At 74.4% G+C, this 23,682-nt stretch carries 20 protein-coding genes; 15 read left to right on the top strand and 5 right to left on the bottom strand.

Going from position 1 to position 23,682, the window contains the following annotated elements; genetic code table 11:
* Positions 1-11: 11 nt before the first annotated feature.
* Positions 12-989 carry an alpha/beta hydrolase gene (locus tag J5Y05_RS08630; protein WP_210869968.1) on the bottom strand — a complete coding sequence of 326 codons (978 nt, stop codon included), beginning with the start codon at positions 987-989 and terminating at the stop codon, positions 12-14.
* A gap of 346 nt (positions 990-1,335) precedes the next feature.
* Between J5Y05_RS08630 and J5Y05_RS08625 the strand changes: the two genes are divergently transcribed.
* From J5Y05_RS08625 to J5Y05_RS08570, 12 genes are all read left to right on the top strand, one after another.
* Positions 1,336-3,135, top strand: coding sequence for a carbamoyltransferase family protein (locus J5Y05_RS08625; RefSeq protein WP_210869966.1), 1,800 nt, complete (start codon positions 1,336-1,338; stop codon positions 3,133-3,135).
* A 71-nt stretch (positions 3,136-3,206) separates the two neighbouring features.
* A complete protein-coding gene (locus tag J5Y05_RS08620; protein ID WP_210869964.1) occupies positions 3,207-3,506 on the top strand; it encodes a hypothetical protein in 300 nt (99 codons plus the stop codon).
* Positions 3,507-3,790: 284 nt separating this feature from the next.
* Complete coding sequence (locus tag J5Y05_RS08615) at positions 3,791-6,073, top strand: MMPL family transporter (protein ID WP_307853782.1); 2,283 nt, start codon at positions 3,791-3,793, stop codon at positions 6,071-6,073.
* 383 nt (positions 6,074-6,456) lie between these two features.
* On the top strand, positions 6,457-7,587 hold the full coding sequence (locus tag J5Y05_RS08610; protein ID WP_247614415.1) for an acyl-CoA dehydrogenase family protein: 1,131 nt from the start codon (positions 6,457-6,459) through the stop codon (positions 7,585-7,587).
* 196 nt (positions 7,588-7,783) lie between these two features.
* Positions 7,784-8,863 carry an SDR family oxidoreductase gene (locus tag J5Y05_RS08605; protein WP_210869962.1) on the top strand — a complete coding sequence of 360 codons (1,080 nt, stop codon included), beginning with the start codon at positions 7,784-7,786 and terminating at the stop codon, positions 8,861-8,863.
* A complete protein-coding gene (locus tag J5Y05_RS08600; RefSeq protein WP_210869960.1) occupies positions 8,860-10,128 on the top strand; it encodes an aspartate aminotransferase family protein in 1,269 nt (422 codons plus the stop codon). Before J5Y05_RS08605 ends, J5Y05_RS08600 begins: the two co-directional genes overlap by 4 nt.
* A gap of 6 nt (positions 10,129-10,134) precedes the next feature.
* Complete coding sequence (locus J5Y05_RS08595) at positions 10,135-10,608, top strand: type II toxin-antitoxin system RatA family toxin (RefSeq protein WP_210869958.1); 474 nt, start codon at positions 10,135-10,137, stop codon at positions 10,606-10,608.
* A gap of 2 nt (positions 10,609-10,610) precedes the next feature.
* The gene (locus tag J5Y05_RS08590; protein WP_210869956.1) at positions 10,611-11,126 is read left to right on the top strand and encodes a flavin reductase family protein; all 516 of its coding nucleotides are present in this window, start codon (positions 10,611-10,613) and stop codon (positions 11,124-11,126) included.
* Between the two features lie 58 nt (positions 11,127-11,184).
* Complete coding sequence (locus tag J5Y05_RS08585) at positions 11,185-12,030, top strand: SDR family oxidoreductase (RefSeq protein WP_210869954.1); 846 nt, start codon at positions 11,185-11,187, stop codon at positions 12,028-12,030.
* Positions 12,027-12,677: a sterol desaturase family protein gene (locus J5Y05_RS08580; RefSeq protein ID WP_210869952.1), complete on the top strand. Its 651-nt coding sequence runs from the start codon at positions 12,027-12,029 to the stop codon at positions 12,675-12,677. The genes J5Y05_RS08585 and J5Y05_RS08580 overlap by 4 nt, the downstream gene beginning before the upstream one ends.
* Before the next feature lie 210 nt (positions 12,678-12,887).
* Complete coding sequence (locus J5Y05_RS08575; protein ID WP_210869950.1) at positions 12,888-14,075, top strand: nitric oxide synthase oxygenase; 1,188 nt, start codon at positions 12,888-12,890, stop codon at positions 14,073-14,075.
* A 102-nt stretch (positions 14,076-14,177) separates the two neighbouring features.
* A complete protein-coding gene (locus J5Y05_RS08570; RefSeq protein WP_210869948.1) occupies positions 14,178-14,783 on the top strand; it encodes a response regulator transcription factor in 606 nt (201 codons plus the stop codon).
* A gap of 35 nt (positions 14,784-14,818) precedes the next feature.
* Here J5Y05_RS08570 and J5Y05_RS08565 read toward each other — a convergent pair whose 3' ends face one another.
* Complete coding sequence (locus J5Y05_RS08565; protein WP_210869946.1) at positions 14,819-15,283, bottom strand: SRPBCC family protein; 465 nt, start codon at positions 15,281-15,283, stop codon at positions 14,819-14,821.
* Positions 15,284-15,839: 556 nt separating this feature from the next.
* Between J5Y05_RS08565 and J5Y05_RS08560 the strand changes: the two genes are divergently transcribed.
* Together J5Y05_RS08560 and J5Y05_RS31645 are read left to right on the top strand one after the other, a co-directional pair.
* A complete protein-coding gene (locus J5Y05_RS08560) occupies positions 15,840-16,544 on the top strand; it encodes a response regulator transcription factor (RefSeq protein ID WP_210869944.1) in 705 nt (234 codons plus the stop codon).
* Positions 16,541-18,055: a sensor histidine kinase gene (locus tag J5Y05_RS31645; RefSeq protein WP_210869942.1), complete on the top strand. Its 1,515-nt coding sequence runs from the start codon at positions 16,541-16,543 to the stop codon at positions 18,053-18,055. Before J5Y05_RS08560 ends, J5Y05_RS31645 begins: the two co-directional genes overlap by 4 nt.
* Positions 18,056-18,259: 204 nt before the next feature.
* On the opposite strand, the gene J5Y05_RS08550 is transcribed toward J5Y05_RS31645, so the two are convergent.
* The 3 genes from J5Y05_RS08550 to J5Y05_RS08540 all read right to left on the bottom strand — a co-directional run bounded on the left by J5Y05_RS08550 (position 18,260) and on the right by J5Y05_RS08540 (position 21,886).
* Complete coding sequence (locus tag J5Y05_RS08550) at positions 18,260-19,882, bottom strand: MFS transporter (protein WP_210869941.1); 1,623 nt, start codon at positions 19,880-19,882, stop codon at positions 18,260-18,262.
* A gap of 110 nt (positions 19,883-19,992) precedes the next feature.
* Complete coding sequence (locus J5Y05_RS08545) at positions 19,993-20,955, bottom strand: sterol desaturase family protein (RefSeq protein ID WP_210869939.1); 963 nt, start codon at positions 20,953-20,955, stop codon at positions 19,993-19,995.
* A gap of 79 nt (positions 20,956-21,034) precedes the next feature.
* A complete protein-coding gene (locus tag J5Y05_RS08540; RefSeq protein ID WP_210869937.1) occupies positions 21,035-21,886 on the bottom strand; it encodes a helix-turn-helix transcriptional regulator in 852 nt (283 codons plus the stop codon).
* A 395-nt stretch (positions 21,887-22,281) separates the two neighbouring features.
* Between J5Y05_RS08540 and J5Y05_RS08535 the strand changes: the two genes are divergently transcribed.
* Positions 22,282-23,655, top strand: coding sequence for a cryptochrome/photolyase family protein (locus tag J5Y05_RS08535; RefSeq protein ID WP_210869935.1), 1,374 nt, complete (start codon positions 22,282-22,284; stop codon positions 23,653-23,655).
* Positions 23,656-23,682 lie beyond the last annotated feature (27 nt).

The following is a 23,682-nucleotide window of genomic DNA, read 5'->3' as shown; positions in this document are numbered from 1 at the left end:
CGGTGCCCCGGTCAGTCGCGTCCCGCCGCCTCCGGGGCCCGGCCCGGCGCGGGCCGCCGGATGCCCGGCGCGGAGCGGAGCAGCGCGTCCGTCTCGCGCAGGACCCGCCCGGCGCAGGCGGCGGCCGACGGCACGACGCCCTGCATCAGGAAGTACCCGTGCACCAGTCCGGGCCCGGGGACGTGCCGGACGGGAACGCCGGCCACGGCCAGTTTGTCGGCGAGTTCGACGCCCTCGTCGTGGAGCGGGTCGAACTCGGCGGTGGCGACCACCGCCGGCGGCAGGTGCCGCAGGTCCGCGCCGAGCAGGTCGACGGCGGGGTCGCGGCGCCGGCTCCGGTCGGGGACGTACAGGTCGTAGTGGTAGGCCATGTCGTCGACGGTCAGCAGGTACCCCTCGGCGTGGGCGCCGGCCGCGGCGAACAGCAGCCGGGGGTCGGCCGGCGGGTAGATCAGCAGTTGGGCGGCGGGACGAAGGCCGCCGTTGTCCCGGGCGTCCAGGGCGACGCCCACCGCGAGGGCGGCGCCCGCGCTGTCCCCGGCGAGGACGTGGGCCCGGCCGGGGAAGACACGGCTCGTCCAGCGGGCGGCGGCGACGGCGTCACGCAAGGGGGTGGGGTACGGGAACTCCGGTGCCCGGCGGTAGCCGACGGAGACGACGACCGCCCCGAGCGCGGCGGCGATCCCCCGGCAGACCCCGTCATGGCTGTCGAGGTCGCCCACCACCCAGCCGCCGCCGTGCAGATAGGTGACGACCCGGTCCCCGTCCCCCTCCGGGGTGTAGACGCGGCAGGGGATCTCCGTGCCGTCCCCGGCGGCGACCGGCCGGTCGGCGCGGGTGACGCCCTCGGGCGGCGCCGCGTCGGCGAGGACGGCGTTGGCGCGGTAGCGCTCGCGGGCCTCCGCGATGCCCAGGGCGCGCGCCGGCGGCGGGGGCCCGTCGGCGCGCTGCCAGGCGATGAGGCTGCGGAGTATGCGGTCCAAGGGCATGGCGGTCCCTCCCTGGAGATCGTGGAAGTCGCTCCGAACAGCGGGAGTCCGGCGGTTCCCCACCCGTCGCCGCGAAATGCGAAGCCCAGGTTTCCGGCGGTAATTCAGAGGGTCACTGTACTCGGCCGTCCGGCTCGGTCACCCGAAGTCCCGGGGGTGTGTGAAGAATGCACATGGCGGCATGCGCTGCGCACGTTGTGACCGGCTGAACTGCGCCGGTAACCTGGCGGCGGAATTCTCCGATGCCACGTGGTGCCCGAATGTCTCCGCACCCGTCGACCTGTTTCCCCTCCGTCGACAGCGGACGGTGCACGCGACACGGTACAGCAGAGAAAGGGCACACGGGATGATTGTTCTGGGCTGCAACGGATTCAGCCGGGGCGCCGAGGTGTTCGCCGAAAGGTTCGGCGCGGTCGGCACCGAGAAGCACTACATCCTCGGGCACGACTCGGGTGCCGCGCTCCTGGTGGACGGCAAGCTGGTCGCCGCCGTCGAGGAGGAGCGGCTGAACCGGCGGAAGAAGACCTCCGACTTCCCGGCCAACGCCGTGCGGTGGTGCCTTCGGGAGGCGGGCGTCGACTTCTCCGACGTCGATCTCATCGCGATTCCCTGGAACTTCACCGACCAGGTCTTCGACACGATGATGCGGGAGCTGGCCGACGCGCCGATGCCGCCGGCGGAGAAGGCCGGGCGGCTCGGCCGCATCGGGGAGCTGTTCGGCAAGGTGCTGGGGCAGGAGGCGATCCTCGCGGACTTCGCCGCCCGCACCGGTCACACCCCGGACCCGGACAAGGTGGTGTTCGTCCCGCACCACCTGGCCCACGCCATGACCGGTTACCACATGGCGGGAGTGCGGGACACGGCATTCCTCGTCAGCGACGGGCGGGCCGAACTGTTCTCGTCGGTGACCGGCGAGATACGCGACGGGAAGATCACGGTATTCGAGGAATCCGCCATCAGCGCCAACGATTCGCTCGGCAATCTCTTCGCCTCGATCACCCGTTTCCTGGGATTCGTGCCCAACAATGACGAGTACAAGGTCATGGGCCTTTCCGGATTCGCCGGTCCGCCGTCTCCGAACCCCTTCCTGGAACACGTCCTGCGCCTGCACGAGGACGGCCGCTATTCCCTGAGCCGACCGATCGACACCGAGCGTCCCCGGTCCTACGACGACCTCTTCGAGAAGCATTTCGGCCCCTTCGAGGACACGGTCGCGTACAAGGCCCGGATCGCCGCCGCGGCGCAGGAGATGCTGACGGTGGCCACGAGCCACCAACTGCGCGCCCTGTCCGCCCGGACCGGCCTCGACCACCTGCTCTTCGAGGGCGGTCTCGCGCTGAACTGCGTCAACAACACGCACCTGCTGGAGGGTTCGCGCTTCCGGGACATGGCGGTCGGCTTCGGCGCCAGCGACACCGGCGTCGTCATCGGCGCCGCCGTCCACGCCTGGGCCAACCACCCCGACACCGCCGACGGGCCCGCCTACGCCAACGCGGTCACCCCGTACCTCGGACCGGAGTACGACGAGGCGGAGATCGAGCGGACGCTGCGCGAGTTCGGCGACCGGGTGCGCTGGACCCGGCGGACGCCCGAGGAGATCGTCGAGGACGTGGCGGGGCTCCTCACCGAGAAGGTCGTCGTCGGCTGGTTCCAGGGCCGGCTGGAGCACGGGCCGCGGGCGCTGGGGCACCGCAGCATCCTGGCGAACCCGCGGTTCCCCGACATCAAGGACGTCATCAACACGCGGGTCAAGCACCGCGAGCCCTTCCGCCCGTTCGCGCCGATCGTGCTGGAGGCGGACGCGCCCAAGATCTTCGAGATGGGCCGCAAGGAGCGCTCGCCGTACATGACCTTCGTCTTCCCGGTGCGCGAGGAGTACCGGTCCCTCGTCCCGGGCGCGACGCACGTGGACGGGACCTCCCGGGTCCAGACGATCACGGACGAGGGCGCTCCCCGGCTGGCGGCCCTGCTGCGCCGGTTCACCGCCCTGACCGACGTACCGTGTCTCATCAACACCTCGTTCAACGTGGCGGGCGAGCCGATCGTCTGCTCCCCCGCCGACGCGCTGAACTGCTTCCTGGGCACCGAGATCGACTATCTGGTGCTCGGCGACCACCTGGTCACGAAGGCCGGCCCGTCCGCATGACCCCCGAGGCCCGTGCGCCGGGACGCCGCCCCGCGGTGTCCCGGCCCCCCGGCGACGAGGGGAGTCCCGCCGTGGACGTCTTCCCCGGGACCACCGACCTCACTGCGGTCGCCCGGGAGCTGGAACGCCTCGCCCTGGAGCTGTGCGACGGGGAGCGGCGGCGGCTCCCGGCGGAGCTGAGCGCCGCCGGCGACGCCCTGGTCTGCGCGGCGCTCCTGCTGCGGGCCCGGCAGGGCGCCTCCGACGGCACCCCGGTCCGCCCCGAACTGCTGCACGACGCCGTCGCGCTGGCCCGCAGCACCGTGGAGACGGCGAAGTACGCCTGCCGCGAGCACCCGGGGACCCGGCTCGGCGCGGGCCGCCGGAGCTGAACGCCCGGGGCCGAGGCGCCCGGAGCACGCCGCCCCGCCTGTTGGCACGGATCACACAGGACCCTGCACGCCGGCTGCAACTGTCCTGAAACTCCCTTGAACAGGCTTTTCATACGCTGGCGCGACAACGGCTTCCCACCACGCCGAGCGAGCACGGGGAGCCGGGCCGACCGCGCGTCCGGTACGCCGCGGACCGCCCGGTCCTTCCCCGCCCGGTCCCGTGCCGAGGCACGTCCGTCCGCGTCCCGGGCCACGGCGACGCTCCGACCCGAACAGGAGGAGGCGTGGGCACCACTCCCACCCCCGACGCAACCACCACCTCGGCCGAGCCGTCCGCGGCGAAGGCGCCGCCCCCGCCGCGCGGAGGTCCGCTGGAGCGCTTCGGTGCCTGGCTCGCGCGGCGCAGGACGCTGGTGATGGTGGCCGCCCTGATCGCCGTGATCGTCGCCGTCCCCTTCGGCGCCGACGTGGAGAGCCGTCTCTCCCAGGGCGGCATCACCGCCCCCGGCTCCGAGGCGGCCCGCGCCGACGATCTGCTCAACACCGTCTTCAAGTCCGGCTCGCCGCACCTGGTGTTCCTCGTCAAGGCGCCCGCCTCGGTCGACGACGAGGACGTCGCCGAGAAGGGCCGGGCGCTGACCGGCCGGCTCGGCGACGAGCCCGGCGTGGTCCAGGCGGCGTCGTACTGGTCCCTGGACCGGGCGCGGCCACTGCGCTCGTCCGACGGCCGGACCGCGCTGGTCATGGTGCGGCTCGACGGCGACGAGGACACGGTCCGCACCACCGCCAAACGGCTGCTGCCGCGGACCGTCGGCGAGCGCGACGGTCTGGAGATCACCGCGACCGGGGCCACCGCCGTCCGCATGGACATCGAGGAGCGCAGCGAAGAGGACCTGGTCAAGGCCGAACTGCTCGCGGTGCCGGTGGTCTTGGTGATCCTGCTGCTCGTCTTCCGCAGCGTGGTCGCGGCCCTGCTGCCGCTCCTGGTGGGCGCGATCGCGGTCGTGGGCTCGTTCGTGATCCTGCGGCTGCTGGACATGGTCGTCCCGGTGTCGGTGTTCAGCGTCAACATCACCACCGCACTGGGGCTGGGGCTCGCGATCGACTACAGCCTCTTCGTCGTCACCCGCTACCGGGAGGAACTCTCCCACGGTCACGAGGTGGCCGACGCGGTCGCGCGGACCGTGCGCACGGCCGGCCGCACGGTCGTCTTCTCCGCGCTGACCGTCGCCCTGTCGCTGTCGGCGATGCTCGTCTTCCCCATGTACCACCTGCGGTCCTTCGCCTACGCGGGGATCGCCGTGGTGGTGCTGGCGAGCATCGGTTCGGTCGTGGTGCTGCCGGCGCTGCTGGCCGCGCTCGGCCGGCGGGTGGACGCGCTGGACGTCCGGCGACTGGTGCGCCGCCGGGGGGCGGCGGACAAGCCGCCGCGCTCCCCGGAGGAGGGCTTCTGGCACCGGCTGGCGCTGGTGGTGATGAAGCGTCCGCTGGTGTTCTCGCTGGCCGTGGTCGCCTTCCTGGTCACGCTCGGACTGCCCTTCACCCGGGTCGAGTTCGGGGACAGCGACGACCGGGTGCTGCCCGCCTCGTCCGCCGCGTACCAGGGTGCGCAGGTCCTGCGCGAGGACTTCGACAGCCGCGAGGGCTCGCCGCTGTCGGTGGTGCTGCCCGGCCTGGACGCCACCTCGGGGGCCGGGGACGTCACCGCCTACGCGACCGCGCTGTCGGAGGTGCCCGGGGTGACCCGGGTGGACGCCGCCACCGGCTCGTACGCCCACGGGCGCCAGGTCGCGCCCCCTGACGAGGCGTCCGGGCGCTTCGGGGCCGCGGAGGGCACCTGGCTGTCGGTGGTCTCCGACACCGAGCCGTACTCCGAGGCCGGACTCGGTCTCGTCGGCCTGGTCCGCGACGTCCCGGCGCCCTCCGAGGCGCTGGTGGGCGGTCAGGCGGCGCTGCTGGTGGACTCCAAGGCGACCCTGGGCGACAAACTGCCTGCCGCCCTGGGCATCATCGCGGTCTCCACCTTCGTGCTGCTGTTCCTCTTCACCGGCAGCCTGCTCATCCCGGCCAAGGCGATCGTGCTGAACCTGCTCAGCCTGACCGCCACCTTCGGCGCCATGGTCTACATCTTCCAGGACGGTCATCTGCGCTGGCTGGTGGGCGACTTCAACGTCACCGGCCTCATCGACATCGACACACCGGTGCTGATGTTCTGCGTCGCCTTCGGACTCTCCATGGACTACGAGGTGTTCATGCTCTCCCGGATCAAGGAGGAGTACGACCGCACCCTGGACAACACCGCCGCCGTCGCCTGGGGGCTGGAGCACACCGGCCGGCTGATCACGGCGGCGGCGGCCCTGGTCGCGGCCGTGCTGCTGTCCTTCGCCACCTCGGGGCTGACCCCGTTGAAGCTGCTCGGCATCGGCCTGGCCCTGGCCGTCGTCGTCGACGCGACCCTCGTGCGGGGCATCCTCGTGCCGGCCTTCATGCGGCTGGCCGGGCGCGGCAACTGGTGGGCCCCGCCCTTCCTCCGGCGCCTGCACCGCAGGATCGGCCTGTCCGACTGACGGCGCCCGCCCCGCGGCGGCGGTACCCGGTCTCCCCCGGGTACCGCCGCCGCTGCCGTGTGGCGGGAAACGGCGTCTTCGCCGCCCCCTCGCGTACGCCGGCCGCCCCGGCCCGGGAGCGCCCGGCGCCCCGGTGCGGCGGCCCGGGTCCTCCGCGTCCGTTGCCCCAAGTCCCCCGTTCCGGGCGGAAAATTCGTACAGCTCTTCTACAACAGAACTCAAACGCGGGTTAGTCAATCTTTAGACACCGCTGCACCGGTCCTGAAGCCACGCTGCATGGCCAGTTCCTAACGTGGTGACCGCCGACGAGGCCGAAACCCACACGGGAGGCCGCGAGTCGGCGAACGGTCGTTCATCGTACGGAACCACGGGGGAGAGTACCGATGAGTGTGCGTTACCTGGAACGCGAACGCGAGCTGCTCGACCACTACCTGCCCGGCCTGGACGCGGCCCTCGCGGCCCGGCCCCTGGCCGCCCTGGAACGCCCCGGCGGCGAGGCGCTCACCGCGTTCCGCGCCGCCGGCGGCCCCGGTCTGCTGGTCCCCGCCGAGCACGGCGGCAAGGGCGCGGACCTGCTGAGCGCGGTACGCGTGCAGCGCGCCGTCGGCTCCCGGTCCCCCTCGCTGGCCGTCGCCACCACGATGCACCACTTCTCCGTCGCCTCCCTCGTCGAGACCGCCGCCGTCAACGACGGGCCGGAGTGGCTGCTGCTGTCCGCCATCGCCCAGGACCGCCTGCTCCTCGCCTCCGGCTTCGCCGAGGGCCGTACCGGACAGGGCATCCTCAGCCCCTCGCTGACCGCCCGGGTGGACGGCGACAAGGTGTGGCTCAGCGGCTCGAAGAAGCCGTGCAGCCTCGCCCGGTCCATGGACCTGCTGACCGCCTCCGTCGTCCTGCCCGATCCTGACGGCTCCCCGCGCATGGCCGTCGCGCTGGTCCCCGCCGACTCCCCCGGCGTCTCGGTGCGCCCGTTCTGGGACAGCCCGGTCCTGGCCGGCGCGGAGAGCGAGGAGGTCGTCCTGGAGGACGTCGAGGTCCCCTCCGACCTGGTGGTGCGCACCGACGTCACGGCCGACGGACGGCTCGACCGGCTCCAGACCGCCGGCTTCGTCTGGTTCGAGACGCTGATGACCGCGAGCTACCTCGGCGCCGCCTCCGCCCTCGTCGAACGGCTGCTGTCCGCGCCGAAGGCCGGCACCGCGGCCAGGGCCGAGGCCGCCACCGTCCTGCACGGTGCCGTACTGGCCCTGGACGGGCTGGCCCGCACCGCCGGCACGCCCGACGAGAACGTCCTCGCCGACGCCCTGGTCTGCCGCTACGCGGCGCAGCGCGCCATCGACCAGGTCGCCGACCTGTGCGTGGAGGCGCTGGGCGGCATGGCGTTCATCTCCTCCGGCGACGTGGCGTACCTCAACTCCGCCTGTCGCGCGCTCGCCTTCCACCCGCCGTCCCGGAACCGGATGGCCGGCGCCCTGGCCGACCACTTCACCGGGCACCCGCTGCACATCTCCTGACGCACCAGCCACCGGCCGCGGGCACCCGCCGCGGCGCCCCTCCACGACACCCGCGCGCCGGGCCACCACCACCGCGCCGGCCACCGCCGGCCCGGCCCGGCGCCTGGGCGCCCGTGCGGCGCGGTGTCCACGCGGACCCGTCGCACCGTACCGGCCGCGCCCGGCTCAGCCCACCGATCCGTGAGGTGACACACCCGTGCCCGCTGCCCCGACCGTGCTGCTCACCGGAGCCTCCGGTGTCCTCGGCACCGCGATCTCGCAGGAACTGGCCCACTGCCATGTCATCGCGCTCACCCACCGGGCGCCCTGCCCCACGGCCGACGAGCAGATCACCGGCGATCTGACCGCTCCGTACCTCGGTCTGGACCGCGCCTCCTACGCCGCCCTGGCCTCCCGGGTCGACACGGTGGTGCACGGCGCCGCCGTCACCGGCTTCGCCGAGGGCCCCTCGGCCACGCACCGGCTCAACGAGAGCGGCACCCGCCGGATGCTGGAGTTCGCCGCCGACGCCGGCGCGGTCCTGCACCATCTGTCCACGGCGTTCGTGGCCCGCCACGACCTGACCCGCGCCAACCTCGGCCGGGACGCCGGGGACGCCACGGCCCGCCCGGAGGACTACCTCGACTCCAAGCGCGCGGCGGAGGCCGCGATCCGCGACTCCGGCCAGCCGGCGGTGATCGTCCGCCCGTCGGTGGTGATCGGGGACTCCGTCACCGGGGAGATCTCCGCCTTCCAGGGCATGCACGGCATCATCCACGCCCTGCTGCGCGGGCTGCTGCCGCTGGTGCCGGTCCCCGGCCCCTCCCGGGTCGACTTCGTCCCCTGCGACGTGGTGGCGCGGGCCGTCGCCGCCCTGGTGACCGAGGGACGGTCGCGGGGGGAGGTGTGGCTGACCGCCGGAGAGAGCGCGCCGACCGCCGAACGGCTCCTGGAGCTGACCGCGAGCACCGCCCGCCACCTGGGCATCGACATGCGGGTCCCGCGCATGGTGGGCCCGGACATGATCGACCGGCTGATCCGGCCGGTCTTCATCAGCAGCCTCCACCCGCGGGCGCGGCGCCGCTTCGACGACATGCTGGCGATGACCGCGCTCTTCGCCGACGCCGAGCCCTTCCCGAGCAGCCTCGACCGGTTCCCCGCGACGGCCGGAGCCGCGTCCCCGACCCGGGTCGAAGCCGCCTACGTGGCCTCGGTGGCGCATCTGGCGCGGGCCAGGAAGCTCATCCCCGCCGCCGCTGCCGTCCCGGCCTGCCAGAGGGAGGTGCCGGTCGGATGAGCACCTTCACGACCGGCCCGGACACCGACGCGGCGGCGGTGCTCGACGCCTACCGCCGCCATGTCAGCCGGGGCCGGGCCCGGCTCGCCGCGATGACCGGCTCGGTGGTGGAGACGGCCTCCGAGGGCACCTCCGTGTGGGACGCGGCCGGCCGGGAGTACCTGGACTGCGGCGGCTACGGCGTCTTCCTGGTGGGCCACCGCCACCCGCGCGTCGTCGCCGCGGTGACCGACCAGATCGGCCGTCACCCGCTGGCCACGCGCCTCCTGCTGGAACCGGTGGCGGCCACCGCGGCCACCGCCCTGGCCCGCGTCACCCCGCCCGGCCTCGACTACGTGCACTTCGTCACCTCGGGCGCCGAGGCCACCGAGACCGCCGTCAAGCTCGCCCGCGCGCACGGCAAACGCCGACTGGTCTCCGCCGTCGGCGGCTACCACGGCAAGACCACCGGCGCCCTCGCCCTGACCGCGAAGCCGTTCTACCAGGCCCCCTTCCACCCGCTGCTGCCCGCCGAGCACGTCCCGTACGGCGACGCCGCCGCCCTGGAGACGGCCCTGTCCGCCGGGGAACCGGCCTGCGTGGTGATCGAGCCGGTGCAGGGCGAGGGCGGGGTCGTCGTCCCGCCGGCCGGCTACCTCGGCGACGTGCAGCGGATCTGCGCGGACCACGGGGCGCTCTTCGTCCTGGACGAGATCCAGACCGGGCTCGGCCGGCTGGGCACCTGGTGGGGCGCGACCCCCGAGGACGTGCGCCCGGACGTCCTCCTGGTCGGCAAGAACCTCTCCGGCGGCGTCATCCCGGTCGCCGCCGCGGTCGCCACCCGTGAGACGTACGCGCCGTTCGACCGCGATCCCTTCCTGCACACCTCGACCTTCGCCGGTGCCCCCGTCGCCATGGCCGCCGCCGCGGCGGCCGTCGGGGTCATCGACGAGGAGGGCCTCGTCGCCCGCGCCGCCGGCCTCGGCGAGAGCCTCCTGAAGCTGCTGCACGAGGCCCTCGCCCCGGTGCTCGGGGACGTGGTGACGGAGATCCGCGGGCGCGGACTGCTGATCGGCGTCGAACTGGCCGACGAGCACCTGGCGGGCGAGCTGGTGCTGCACCTGCTGGAGGCCGGGGTGCTGGTCAACCACTCGCTCAACGCCCACCGCGTGGTCCGCCTGACCCCGCCCGCCCTGCTCTCCGCCGCGGACCTGGAGCGGCTCTCCCGGGCGTTCACCGCCGCCGCCGGCGCCCTGGCCCGTACCGCCACCCGGAAAGGGATATGACCCGCCATGCCCAGAGTGACCCTCGACGCGATCCTGCCCGGCACCACCGACACCGGCGCCGTCTTCACCCGCCTCGCGGACTTCGCCGCGTACCCGAAGTACACCGACGCGGTGCGTGAGGTCACCCTCACGGGCATCGAGGACGGCCAGGTCGCCTCCCACTGGTCGGTGAACTTCCGCAGCGGCGTGCTCTGCTGGTCCGAGCACGACCGGATCGACCCGGTGGCGCTCACCATCGACTTCACCCAGGTCGAGGGCGACTTCGACCGCTTCGACGGCTCCTGGCGGGTCACGGCCGCCGAGACCGGCACGCGGGTGCGGTTCACCGCCGCCTTCGACCTGGGCATGCCGAGCCTCGCCGCGATCATCGACCCCATCGCCTGCCAGGCGCTGGCGGAGAGCATCGGGCTGATCCTGCGCGGGCTGTTCGGCGAGCACATCACGGTCGCCGAGCCGGTCACCGCGGCCCAGGGCGGCTGACCGTGATCCCCCCGACGGTCGCCCCGGCGGTGTCGGCGGACGGGCAGGCGACGCCCCGGCAGTTCCGCGACGCCTTCGCCCGGCTCCCGGCCGGGGTCAGCGTCCTCACCACCTTCACGCCCGAGGGGCCGTGCGGGATGACCGCGAGCGCCGTGTGCTCGCTCTCCCTCGACCCGCCCCTCGCGCTGGTGGCGGTGGCCCGCACCAGCCAGACCCTCGCCGGCATCCTGGCCGGCGGCAGCTTCGGCATCAACGTGCTCCACGCCGACCAGGCGGCGCTGGCCGAGCGGTTCGCGCGGCCGGCGTCCCGCCCGGCGGACCGCTTCGCGGGCGTCGCCCACGACCGGATCGCCCGGGTGCCCGTCCTGCGCCACGCCCTCGCCTGGCTCGCCTGCGACCTCCAGGCCGCCTACCCCGGCGGCGACCACACGATCCTCACCGGCCTGGTCCGCGCCACCGGACACACCATCGGCACCCCGCTGGTGTGGCACGAACGCCGCTTCACCAGCCCGGCCTGAACCCAGAGCACCGCCCACCGACCGGCACCCCGTGCGGGGCCGCACTCCTGGAGGAGATGTGTCCACGAAACTGACCGGCAAGGTCGTCGCCATCGCAGGCGGCAGCCGCGGCATCGGCCTCGCCACCGCGGAACGGTTCCGCGCGGCCGGGGCGAAGGTCGCCATCGGCGCCCGCAACCTCGACCACGCCCGGTCGGCCGCCGGCCGGATCGGCGCGACCGCCCACCGGCTCGACGTCACCGATCCGGTCAGCGTGCAGGCGTTCGTCAAGGCCGTCGAGGCCGAACACGGCGATCTCGACATCCTCGTCAACAACGCCGGCGAGATGCTCGTCGGCCGCTTCGAGCACGAGAGCGACGACGCCACCGCCCACCAGATCAACGTCAACCTGCTCGGCACCCTCAACGGCATGAAGGCCGTACTGCCGTCGATGCGGGCCCGCGGCCACGGCCACGTGATCAACATGGTCTCCGCCGTCGGCATGATCGGCCTGCCCGGCTGCGCCACCTACTCCGCCGCCAAGCACGGTGTCGTGGGGCTCTCCGAGGGCGTGCGCGCCGAACTGCGGGGCTCCGGGGTGCGCCTGTCCATCGTGCTCCCGATCCCGGCGCGGACGGAGCTGACCTCAGGTGTCGGCAAGGGCCGCTTCGTGCCGCTGCTCACCGCGGACGACATCGCCCGCAAGGTCGTCGCCACCGCGCGCCACCCGCGCCGGTACAACGTGTACGTGCCGGGGTGGACCAACCCGGTCACGCGCTCGCTGTTCCTGCTCCCCCAGTCCTGGCGCGACGCGATGGGCCGCTTCCTCAAGGCCGACCAACTGCTGCGCACCACGGACGCGGCGGCCCGGCGCCGGTACGAGGAGCGCGTCCTCACCTCGTCCGGGAACGGAGCCGGCGCATGACCACGTCCGCCCCCAACCCGTCCGGCAGCAAGGGCGCCGTCCGGCGCGGCAACGCGCCGGCCGAGTTCTCCAGCCGCCTCCTGGACAACGTCGTCCACGTCCACCCCCTCACCACCACCCTCATGTTCGGCCCGGTCGTCGCGGTCTGCGTGTACTTCGCGCTGGGCCGGGCGGGCGGCTGGGCGCTGCTGGGGTGGGCGGCGGCCGGGTACCTGGCGTGGACGCTGTCGGAGTACTGGGGACACCGCGTCGTGCTGCACTGGGAACCCGAGCAGGGCTTCGGCGCCCGCCTGCACTGGCTGCTGCACGGGGTCCACCACGAGTACCCGCAGGACGCCCGGCGCTCCATCCTCAGCCCGATCCTGTCGGTGCCGATGGTCGGCGGCGCGGTCTACCTCTCCTCGGGGCTCGGCTCGCTGCCGCTGACCTTCGGCGCCGGGTACACCGTCGGCTACCTCAGCTACGACCTGTTCCACCTCTACCTGCACCACGCCCGGCCGAAGAACCGGCTCCTGCGGCACCTGCGGGAGCTGCACATGCGCCACCACTTCCGCGACGACACCAGGGGGTTCGGCATCAGCGCCCCCTACTGGGACGAGCTGTTCGGCACCTCCATCGCCCGCAGGCAGGGCAACTCCCCCACGTAGAGGCCACGGTGGAGGGGACGGGTCCCCTCCACCGCACCGGCCCCGGGCACCCGCCCGCGGCCCCCGGAGCGTGGGTGCCCGCGCAGGCCGACGGCCGTCCCCCGTGCCGTCCGATGCCCCCTGCGCGGGCACCCACTCCCCGCGCCACCGCACCGGCGCCGCCGCCCGGCGCGCGGTACCCGGAACCACCCGCCACCCGCGAGGACTGCCATGAACTCCGAGACCCTGCCGGCGCGCACGCCCTCACCTCCCGCCTCCGCCCCGGCCGCGCACCACGGCGGCGCCGTCGCCGACCGGGACGAGGCCGAGGAGTTCCTGCGCCTCGTCCACACCGAGCTGCCCGACCGGCCGACACCGCTGAAGACCCGGCTGGACCAGGTCCGCGCCGAGATCGACGCCACCGGCACCTACGTCCACACCCCGGCGGAACTGACCCACGGCGCGCGGGTCGCCTGGCGCAACTCCAGCCGCTGCATCGGCCGCCTGTACTGGAACAGCCTGACCGTGCTGGACCGGCGGGACGCCACCACCGCCGAGGAGATCCACGGCCACCTCTGCGAGCACCTGCGGCTGGCCGGCAACGGCGGCCGTATCCGCCCGGTCGTCTCCGTCTTCGCGCCCCGGGTCCCGGGCCGGCCGGCCCCCAGGGTCTGGAACGAGCAGCTCATCCGCTACGCCGGATACCGGGAGGCCGACGGCACGGTGACCGGCGATCCCGCCTACGTGGACTTCACCGACCTGGTGCGCGGCCTCGGCTGGCAGGCGCCCGGCGGCGCGTTCGACGTGCTGCCGCTGGTGATCGACGTGCCCGGCGACAAGCCCCAGCTCTTCGACGTCCCGCGCGAGGTGGTGCTGGAGGTGCCGATCGTCCACCCCGACCAGCCGCGGATCGCCGAACTGGGGCTGCGCTGGCACGCGGTGCCGGCCATCTCCCACATGCGGCTGCGGATCGGCGGCGTCGACTACCCGCTGGCCCCCTTCAACGGCTGGTACATGGGGACGGAGATCGGCGCGCGCAACTTCGTCGACGAGGACCGCTACGACCTGCTGCCCGTCATCGCCGGACTGCTCGGCCTGGACACCGCCACCGAGGCCACCCTCTGGCGCGACCGGGCCCTGGTCGAACTCAACGTCGCCGTGCTGCACTCCTTCCGGGCGGCGGGCGTCAAGGTGAGCGACCACCACGGCGAGTCCCGCCGGTTCCTCACCCACCTGGCCCGGGAGGAGGCGCGGGGCCGGACCGTGCCCACCGACTGGAGCTGGATCGTCCCTCCGCTGTCGGGCGGCATCACACCGGTCTTCCACCGCTACTACACGGAGGCCGACCAGCGCCCCAACTTCTATCTGGACGACCACGCCCGCGCTCTCGGCCGGGGCCACTGCCCGTACCGTCCGTGAGCCCGGGGCACCCGGCGACGGCACGCCGGCGGCCCGGGGCCGCCGCGCACGAGGGGCCGGTGGCCCCGGCGCCGGGTGGAAAGAGACGACGGGGAGTTGCACATGGGGATCGACGTCCTGGTCTTCGACTGCCTGGAGATATCCCGGTCCGCGCTGGCGGCCCTGCTGGAGCGGCGCGAGGGCCTGCGGGTCACAGGGCTGGCTGCGGACCCGCAGGCGGCGCTGGAGTTCGCCGAGCTGCGGCGGCCCGACGTGGTGGTGGTCAGCATGGAGGGCAGGGAGAGCGGCCTGCTGGAGGTCGCCCAGAAGATCGTGAGCCTGCCGCGGTGCCGGGTCCTGCTGCTCGCCACCGCCTGTGTCCGCCCGGTGGTCCGGGCCGCCTACACCGGGGGGATCGACGGCGTGGTGCGCCGCGACGACCCGCCGCGACGCCTCTTCGAGGCGATCGAGCTGGTGCACCGGGGGCAGCGGGCCTTCGACCCGGAGATGATGGTCACCGCCCTGGTCGACGGTGACTTCCCGCTGACCGCACGGCAGTTGACGGTGCTGGAGCACCTGTCCCGGGGGGACACGGTGACGCAGATCGCGGCCCGGATGTTCCTGTCCGAGGGCACCGTGCGCAACTACATCTCCTCGACCGTGGCGAAGCTGGGCGCCCGCAACCGCGTCGACGCCCTGCGCATCGCCCGGGAGTCGCACTGGGTGTGACGCCCCCTCCGGCGGGGCTCGACGGGCGGGGCCCGTCAGGCGGTCCCCTCGGCGGCGGCCCGGAGCCGGACGAGGGTGAGGTCGATGTTGTGCCGGTTGCGGGCGTCCCGGTCCCCCACGCCCGTGAACAGGACCGAGAACAGGCGCAGCAGCCCACCGCGCGAGTCCCGCGTGCTCTCCGTGACCCGGCTCCCCCGCAGGGTGGGGACGATGTCGTACCGCCAGGTGGAGACGGGCATCCCGAAGGCCCGGACGGCGAAGGCGAGGGTCCGGGACGGCTCGGCGTAGAGCACGGTCGTGGTGGTGCGCCAGCGGAAGGCGCCGGCGTGGTTCCACGCCCGGAAGGTGGCGCCGGGCTCCAGCCGCAGCGGCAGGTCCTCGGGGCTGATCCGGGTCTCCGCGGCGAACCTGCTCCAGGACGCGAGGTCGGAGATCAGGCGGTACACGGCGGCGGGCGGGGCGGCGATGTCGATGCTCCCCACGATCACCGGTCGAGGCATGTCGTTCCTCCCGAGGGCCGTGCCCTCTCCCAGGTGTCCAAACGCCGGTGCCCGGGAGCCCGCGGGGCGCGCGGACCGGCTGTTTCCGGACGGCCGGCGCCGGAGTTCACGTCAGCGTACGGTGGCGTCTTCGCTCACGCTACCGGCCCGTGGGAAAGCGGAGTGGCAGGCGAGTTGCAGAGGTACGGCAAGTCGTCGGGGAGAGAAGGCGCGCGGCGAAGAGGCTCCATCACGAGCGCGAACGGCCCTGATATCGCCGGTACTTGCCCCCAGCACGCCCGCCCGGCACATGTTAGGATTTTCGGGGCCCGATATCCGAGGGGTGTGCGACTCATGATTTTCCTGATTCCGCCTCCGGCGCCGGCCGGCGCGTCGGCCACCCGGAATGGCACGGACGATTCCGTCGCACCCGCCGGGCCGTCGACCTGCCGTATCACCGCCGTTCACTGTTCCGTACGAGAGGCCGGACCGGTCGGCCGGTACGGCGCTTCCGCCGTCCCACCGGCCCATATCATGTGAACCATCGTGTTCTCGGTGGCTCTTCATGGGGGGAATCATGCGTGTACTGCTGGTGGAAGACGACGAGAACGTGGCCGACGCACTGACCACGGTGCTGCGCCAACAGGGGAATGACACGGTCTCCGTCTGCACCGCCTCGGAAACGATGGCCGTGCTGGACGGAATCGATCTGGTCCTCCTCGATTTGGAACTCCCGGACCTCGACGGTCTCGAAGTGTGCAAACGGATCAGGGACACCAGTTCCGTTCCGATCATCATCCTCACCGGCCGGACCAATGAAATCGACAAGGTTCTCGGATTACAGGCCGGAGCGGACGACTACATCACGAAACCCTATTCCGTCCATGAATTACGGGCGCGGATGGAAGCGGTGACCCGGCGGGTGTGCCGCTGCGGCACCCCCTCCCCGGAACACCGGCCGAGCTGTCGGGACGAGCGGGGGGTGGCCACCGCCGGGCCGCTCTCCCTGGACCCGCGCAGCAGGGAAGTCACCCTCGGCGGACGGCCCGTCCCCCTGACCCGCAAGGAATTCGACCTCCTCGCGATGCTGATGGAGGAGCCGGGGAAGGTCCACACCCGCAAGGACATCATCTCCCGCGTCTGGGACGAGAACTGGTACGGCTCCACCCGCACCCTGGACGTCCACATCGGCGCGCTGCGGCAGAAGCTCGGCTCCTACCACTGGATCGAGACCACGCGCGGGGTCGGTTTCCGCCTCGGCGCCCCCTCGCCGGTGTCGTGACCACCGCCCCGCGGGGTGCGACGGCCGTACGGCGGCGGGCCCTCGTCTCCTTCCTGCTGCTCGCGGCCCTGCTGCTGCTCGCCACGGGCATCCCGCTCGGCTTCAACCAGGCGATGAACCACGCCCACCAGGCGGTGGCCCGGCAGGTCGCCGAGGCCACCGCCCTGGCCGTCACCGCGCCGGCCGGCACCGGGGGCCCGGCCGGTGCCGGGTGGCGGGCCCGCGCCGACGCGTACGTCCGCGAGCACCGGGCGACGGTGGTCCTCCTCGACGCCCGGGGGCGCCAGGTGTACGCCACGGGCCCCGACACCGGGGCCGTGGACTCCGCCGCGGGGCGGGCCGCGCTGGAGCGGGCCCTCGGGGGCCGCAGCGCCGTGCCGCCCGACCACCGCTTCCGGTTCGGCGCACGGCCGTTGCTGCTGGCGGAGCCGGTGCTGCGCGACGGCGAACCGGTGGGGGCGGTCGTCACGGTGACCCCGAGGCCGCCGCTGGGTCCCTCCGAGGGGGCCGGGGTGCTGCTGCTGATGGGGGTCGGGGTGGCCGCCCTCGTCGGGGCCGTCTGCGCCGGCGCCCCCCTCGCGCGGTGGTCCCTGCGGTCGGTGGGCCGGCCGCGGAGGGCGGACCGGCGGCTGTCGCAGGACGAGTACGCGGCCCTGGAGCGGGCCGGCCTAGGCCCCGTGGAACTGCACGAACTCTCCACCACCGGACAGGCGGTGACCGACCACCTGGTCACGGCGCTGGAGGCGCAGCGCGGCTTCGTCGCCGACGTCTCCCACCAGATGCGCAATCCGCTGACCGCGCTGCTGCTGCGGGTGGAGGCGCTGGAGCCCCTCGTGCCGCCGGAGGGACGCCGGTACCTGGAGTCGGCCGTCGCGGAGGCGGACCGGCTGGGCCGGGTCCTCGACGAACTGCTGGCGCTGGCCAACGCCATGGCGGGCGACCTCGGCACCGCGCCCATCGAGGTGCGCGCCGTCGTCGAGGCCCGCGCGCAGGCGTGGAGCGAGCGGGCGGCGCGGGCGGACGTCACCATCGTCGTGCACGGCCGCCGGGCCGCCGTGCGTGGCCTGCCCGGCGCCCTGGACCAGGTCCTCGACATCCTGCTGGACAACGCCATCGGCTTCTCCCCGCCGGGCGGACGCGTCACGGTGCGGGTGCGCTCCGACGAGACGCGGGTGTACGTGGAGGTCGAGGACGAGGGCCCCGGCATGCCGGACGCCGACAAGGGGCGGGCCACCGACCGGTTCTGGCGGGGACGGCGCCAGCCGGCCCGCCGGCAGGGGTCGGGGCTGGGGCTGGCCATCGCCTCCGCGCTGCTGTCGGCCGGCGACGGGCGGCTGACGCTGGAGGACGCCCGCCCGCACGGTCTTCTCGCGCGGGCGATCCTGCCCCGGCTCCTGCCCGCCTCCGCCGTCAAGCGCCCCGTCTCCGCCCCGTCGGGCCCGGACGGCGACGGCCCGGCACCCACCGAGGTCACGTCCACCGCCCGGAGGCTCCCGGACCGACCGGACTGACCCGGCGCCCGCCGGACGGGACCGGCTCCCCCGGCGCGTCGGCGGCGCCGCGGGGCGTACGGGGCGTACGGGGCGTACGGGGCCGGTACCGGGGGGGCGTCCGGCCGCTGCCGGGGGCGGTGGGGAAGGGGAAGCTGCTCATGGGGACCGTCCGTCGTCCGTGGCGGGGCGCGCGGGTGCGCGCCGGGTGCGGCCTGCCCGAGGTCAGTGCGTGGGCACCTCCTCCGGGGCCGGGCACGGCCGGGCGGCGCGGCGCGTGGCGGCGCCCGGCGGCCCGGCCGGGAAGTCGCGGCGGCGCATCAGGAGGAAGCCGACGAGCCCGCCCGCGACGGCGAGGACGCCGCCGATCCGCAGGACGAGGTCGAGCCCCGCCACGAGAACCTCGTCGGCCGCGCCGCCGGCGAAGTCCGGCGGGGGGACCAGTCCGGCCGCGTCCCCCGGCCGGCCGGCGGCCACCGACTCGGCGATCCGGTCCGCCGCCATGTCGGGCAGGCCACCGGAGCGGGCCACCGCCCCGGTGAACTCGTCGTGCATCCTGTTGTGCGCCACCGAGCCGAGGGCCGCCACGCCCAGGGCGACGCCGCACTGCTGGAGCGTCTCGCTCATGCCGGAGGACATGCCGCCCTTCGAGAGCGGCATCAGGGCGACGGCGGTGGCCGCGCGCACCGGGTTGAAGGTGCCCATGCCGAAGCCGGCGAGCAGCATGCCGGGGAGCAGGTCGGTCCAGGAGGACTGCGCGGTGAGACCGTCGGAGGCCAGCATCCCGAGCCCGATGGCGACGCAGCCGACCCCGACGAGCAGCCGGGCCGGGAACCGGCCGGCGACGGTGCCCGAGACCAGCGCGGCGAGGAAGACGGCGAGGGCGAGCGGCAGGTAGCGCACCCCGGCGCCGTACGCGGAGAAGCCCAGCACGTACTGCATGTACAGGATCTGGAAGAGGACGGCGGTCATCAGGGCGGCGTTGGCCGCCACGGTGGCGGCGGCGAGGCCGTCGAAGGAGCGGATGCGCAGCAGCGCGAGGTCGAACAGGGCGTCGCGCCGCCTGCGTTCGATCAGGACGAAGGCCAGCAGCAGCACGCCGGCCGGCGCGAAGAGCCCGAGGACGAGCGCCCCCGACCAGCCCTCGGCCTCTCCCCGGACGAGGGCGAGCACGAGCAGGGTGAGCGCCAGGGAGAACACGGCGAGGCCGGGCCAGTCGAGGCGGCGCCGGCGCGGGTCCCGCGACTCGGCCACGCGGGTCAGCACGATCGCGGTGATCACGATGCCGACGGGCACGTTCAGCAGGAAGATCCAGCGCCAGCCGAGGCCGGTGAGCGCGCCGCCGGCCACGGGGCCGAGGGCGACGGCCAGTCCGCCGGCCCCGCCGCACACGCAGAAGGCGACGGCCCGGCGGCGCCCCCGGAAGCCGTGGGCGATCAGCGCGGGCGCCACGGCGTACATCACGGCGCCGCCCACCCCCTCCAGGGCGCGGCCCAGGTTGAGCACGAGGGGCGTGGTGGCCGCCGCGCACAGCAGGGACGCCGCCGTGAACAGCGCGGTCCCGGCGGCGAAGACGCGGCGCCGGCCCAGCCGGTCGGCCACGGTGGCGGCGGCGAGCAGGAACACTGCGAGGGTGAGCACGTACGCGTCGACGACCCACTGGAGCTGGGAGAAGCTCGCCCCCAGCGACCGCTGGATGTCCGGCAGGGCCACGTCGACCACGGTGACGTCGAGGATCAGCGTGAAGGTGGCCGCCGAGACGGCGCCGAGCGTCCATCCGCCGGCGGGCGCGGGCGGCGTCGGCGCCGGGGCGGGCGCGGCGGACCGGACCGGAAGCTGTTCGAGCATCTCAGGGACTCCGGAGGCGTGGTGGGAGACGTGGACGGCGAAGGCGGGGCCGGGCGGGCGGACGGCAGCGGGCCGCGCCTCAGCGGCGGGGCACGGCGGCGGGCCGCGCCTCAGCGGCGGGGCACGGCGGCGGGCCGCGCCTCGTCCCCCTCCGGGGCGGCGTGGCAGGCGCCGGACGCCCGGAAGGGTTCGGCGATCTGCGCCAGGTAGGCCGTCGGATAGCGGGGTTTGGCCGCCATGCCCAGGTCGTCCGAGGTGAAGCGGCGGGCGGCGTCGTAGGAGTGGGTGCCGAGGAGGCGGTCCCAGAGCAGGGTGAAGAGACCGAAGTTGACGTCCCCGACGCCGGCCCACTTGAGGTGGTGGAAGCGGTGGCCCTCGTTGAGCGCGAGCACGTGGACGAGGGGGCCGACGCGGTAGTCGGCGTTGGAGTGCTGCATCAGCAACTGGACCCCGGTGGCGAGGGCGGCGGCGGTGGCCACGTCGGCGGGCAGTCCGGCGAGGAGCAGCGGGGTGAACCCGGCGGCGGTCTCCAGGGTCTGGTGCAGCGGGTGCTTCATCAGCCCGTTGAGGCCGTAGAAGCGCTTCACGGAGTGGTGGACCGCGTGCAGCCGCCACAGCGCGCCCACCTTGTGGCTGGCGTAGTGCACCAGCGTGATCCCGAGGTCGGCGACGAGCACGGCGAGGAGCGCCTGGAGGACGAACGGCCAGGCGGTGGGCCAGATCCCGGTCCAGGGCGTCAGCGCGGAGAGCACCGGCACGACGGCCAGCCCTGCCAGCACCACCGCCTCGTTGACGAGGGCGTGGGCGACGTCCCGGCGGGTGTCGTGGTGGTCCTCGTTCCAGCCGTCGCGGTACGGGATCAGCCGCTCCACGGCGAAGGAGAGGCAGACCGCGCCGCCGAGCAGGACGGGCAGCCACGCCTTCGGGGCGCCGGAGGAGATCAGGAGGAGGCCGGTGCCGTTGACCCCGAGGAGCATCACCGGGGCGTAGCCGTAGCGGGCCAGCGCGGCGACGGCCACCCTCGTGCCGCCGGAGGCCGGGGGTACGGAGGGACCGGACGTGTCGGTTGCCATGGTCCCCAGCCTGGTGTCCGGGCCGGTGGCGGGGCTTGTACGAATCCGCTGACTCTTCGCCCCGGCCGCTGCGCGTCGCCTAACCGGGGAACGGCCCGGGGCGGCCCGGGGGGAGGCGGGTGGCGGCGAGGGCCGTGCTGGGCGTGATGCCGAACATGGCCCGGCAGGTGCGGGTCAGGTGCGCGGAGTCGGTGAACCCGGCGGCGTGCGCGGCGGTGGTCAGGGAGACACCGGCCCGCACCGACTCCAGGGCGTGCAGCAGCCGGGCCCAGCGCCGCCAGGTGGGGTACGGCAGGTGCAGGTGCTCGGCGAAGAGGTGCCCGAGGCGGCTGGCGGAGAGGCCGACGTGCCCGGCCAGCTCCTTGAGCAGCAGCGGGCCGTCGATGAGCTGCGGGGCCAGCGCGAGGGCGTGCCGCAGCGGCTCGGGCAGGGTGTCGGGCCCGGCGAGGGGGGTCTCCAGGGCGGCCACGAGGTCGGCGAGGGTGCCGATCCCGGCGAGGGCGCGGGCGGCGTCCCGCCAGGCCCGCGCGGAGGCGGGGTCGTGCCCTTCCTGGCGCAGCCGGGCGTGGGCGGCGCGGCCGGCGCATCCGGCGGGGTCGAGGTAGGCGGCCAGGCCCCCTGCGTCCGGTGAGGCGCGCAGTTCGTGCCGGGCGCCGGCCGGGATGATCGCGGCGCGCGCCTCGTGGGCGTCGCCGGCCGGGTCGATCAGGGTCACCGAGCCGGTGGTCAGCAGCAGCACCTGGACGGCGGCGTGGGCGTGGGGGGCCGCGTCGCCGATCCGCCCGGTGAAGGCGAAGAGCCCGGCGGAGGCGCTGGCCGCGCCGAGCCACTGCGGGGTGCCGGGCCGCGCCGCCCGCTCGTCTGGGTGGCCGCCGCTCGGGTACCGCCCGCCACACCGGTCACCGCGTGCCGCCGGGGACGCACCCCGCATGCCTGTCCACCTCCACGGATCGCCGCCGGACGGGAAGCCCCGTCGAGATCACGAGATTACGTTTCGCGCCGTCGCGCAAGGGTGTCTCGGGCCATTGCCCCGTTGGCCGGAGCCGTTCGCCGCCCCGGCACCACCCGCGCCGGCACCGCCCGGCCTCGCCGACCACCCCACGTCCCCGGACTCAGACCCCCGATCGCCCCCGGCACACGGCGACCAGTTCCACGAGAACGCCCAGCGGATCGTGCAGGACGAGGTCGATGCCGGGGCGTTCCCGGTCGGGGGTGGTGTTCCGCTGGGGCCGTCTCCTCTGGGGGGCGTGGGGCGTTCACCGTGTGGGTATCGCCCGCGCCTCGTACGGGCCCGTACGACCGCGCCATCGCACCTGGAGTGAGGCCATGACCGTCGCCGTCGTCCTGTTCACCTCGGACCTGCGTCTGCACGACCATCCGCCGCTGCGTGCCGCGTTGCGGGCGGCGGAGGAGGTGGTGCCGCTGTTCGTGCTGGACCCCGGTATCCACGCGGCGGGCTTCGACGCGCCCAACCGGCGGGCGTTCCTCGCCGACTGCCTGGGCGATCTCGACGCCTCGCTGCGCCGGCGCGGCGGCCGGCTGGTGGTCCGTTCGGGGCCGGTGGAGCGGGAGGTGCGGGCGGTCGTCGCCGAGTCCGGGGCGGGCGAGGTGCACCTCTCCGCGGGCGTCACCGCGTACGCCCGGCGCCGCGAGGAGCGGCTCCGGGAGGCGCTCGGCGACAGCGGCGTGGCGCTGCGGGTGCACGAGGCGGTCGTCACCGCCGTCGCCCCGGGCGCGGTGACGCCCGCGGGCTCCGATCACTTCGCCGTGTTCACGCCGTACTTCCGCCGCTGGTCGGGGGAGCCGCTGCGCGATCCGCTGCCCGCCCCGCGGACCGTACGGGTGCCCGAGGGGGTCAGGGGCGGGCCGCTGCCCGCGCGGGACGCGGTGCGGGGTGTCTCGGAGGGGGTGCCGGCGGGCGGGGAGAGCGCCGGGCGGGAGCGGTTCTCGCGGTGGTCGCGCTCCGGCCTCGCGCGGTACGAGGACCGGCACGACGATCTGGCGGGCGACGGGACGTCCCGGCTGTCGCCGTACCTGCACTTCGGCGCTCTCTCGCCGGTGGAGCTGGTGCGGCGGGCCCGGGAGCGTGGCGGGCCGGGCGCGGAGGCGTTCGTGCGCCAGGTGTGCTGGCGGGACTTCCACCACCAGGTGCTGGCCGCGCGCCCCGCGGCGTCGGCGGCCGACTACCGCCCCCGGCGCGACCGCTGGCGTGACGAGGGGAACGCGGGCGAGGACATCGCCGCGTGGCGCGAGGGCCGTACGGGCTACCCCGTCGTCGACGCGGGGATGCGCCAACTGCGCCACGAGGGCTGGATGCACAACCGGGCCCGGCTGCTGACGGCGAGCTTCCTGACCAAGACGCTCTACGTGGACTGGCGGATCGGCGCCCGGCACTTCCTGGACCTGCTGGTCGACGGCGACGTCGTCAACAACCAGCTCAACTGGCAGTGGGTGGCCGGCACCGGCACGGACACCCGCCCGAACCGCGTGCTCAACCCGGTGGTCCAGGGCAGGCGGTTCGACCCCGACGGGAGGTACGTACGGCGCTGGGTGCCCGAGTTGGCCGAGGTGGAGGGGCGGGCGGTGCACGAGCCCTGGAAACTCCCCGAGGAGCGGCGCGCGGCCCTCGGGTACCCCGCCCCGCTCATCGCCCTCGCCGACGGGCTGGCCCGCTTCCGGCACGCCCGGGACCGCGACTGAGCCGTCGGGACGCCGGTGATCCGGTGC

The sequence above is a fragment of the Streptomyces tagetis genome (genome assembly GCF_018069565.1).
GTDB classification, from domain to species: Bacteria; Actinomycetota; Actinomycetes; order Streptomycetales; family Streptomycetaceae; genus Streptomyces; species Streptomyces tagetis.
The sequence above is the reverse complement of the archived record's forward strand: the minus strand, read 5'-3'. Positions and strand labels throughout refer to the sequence as shown.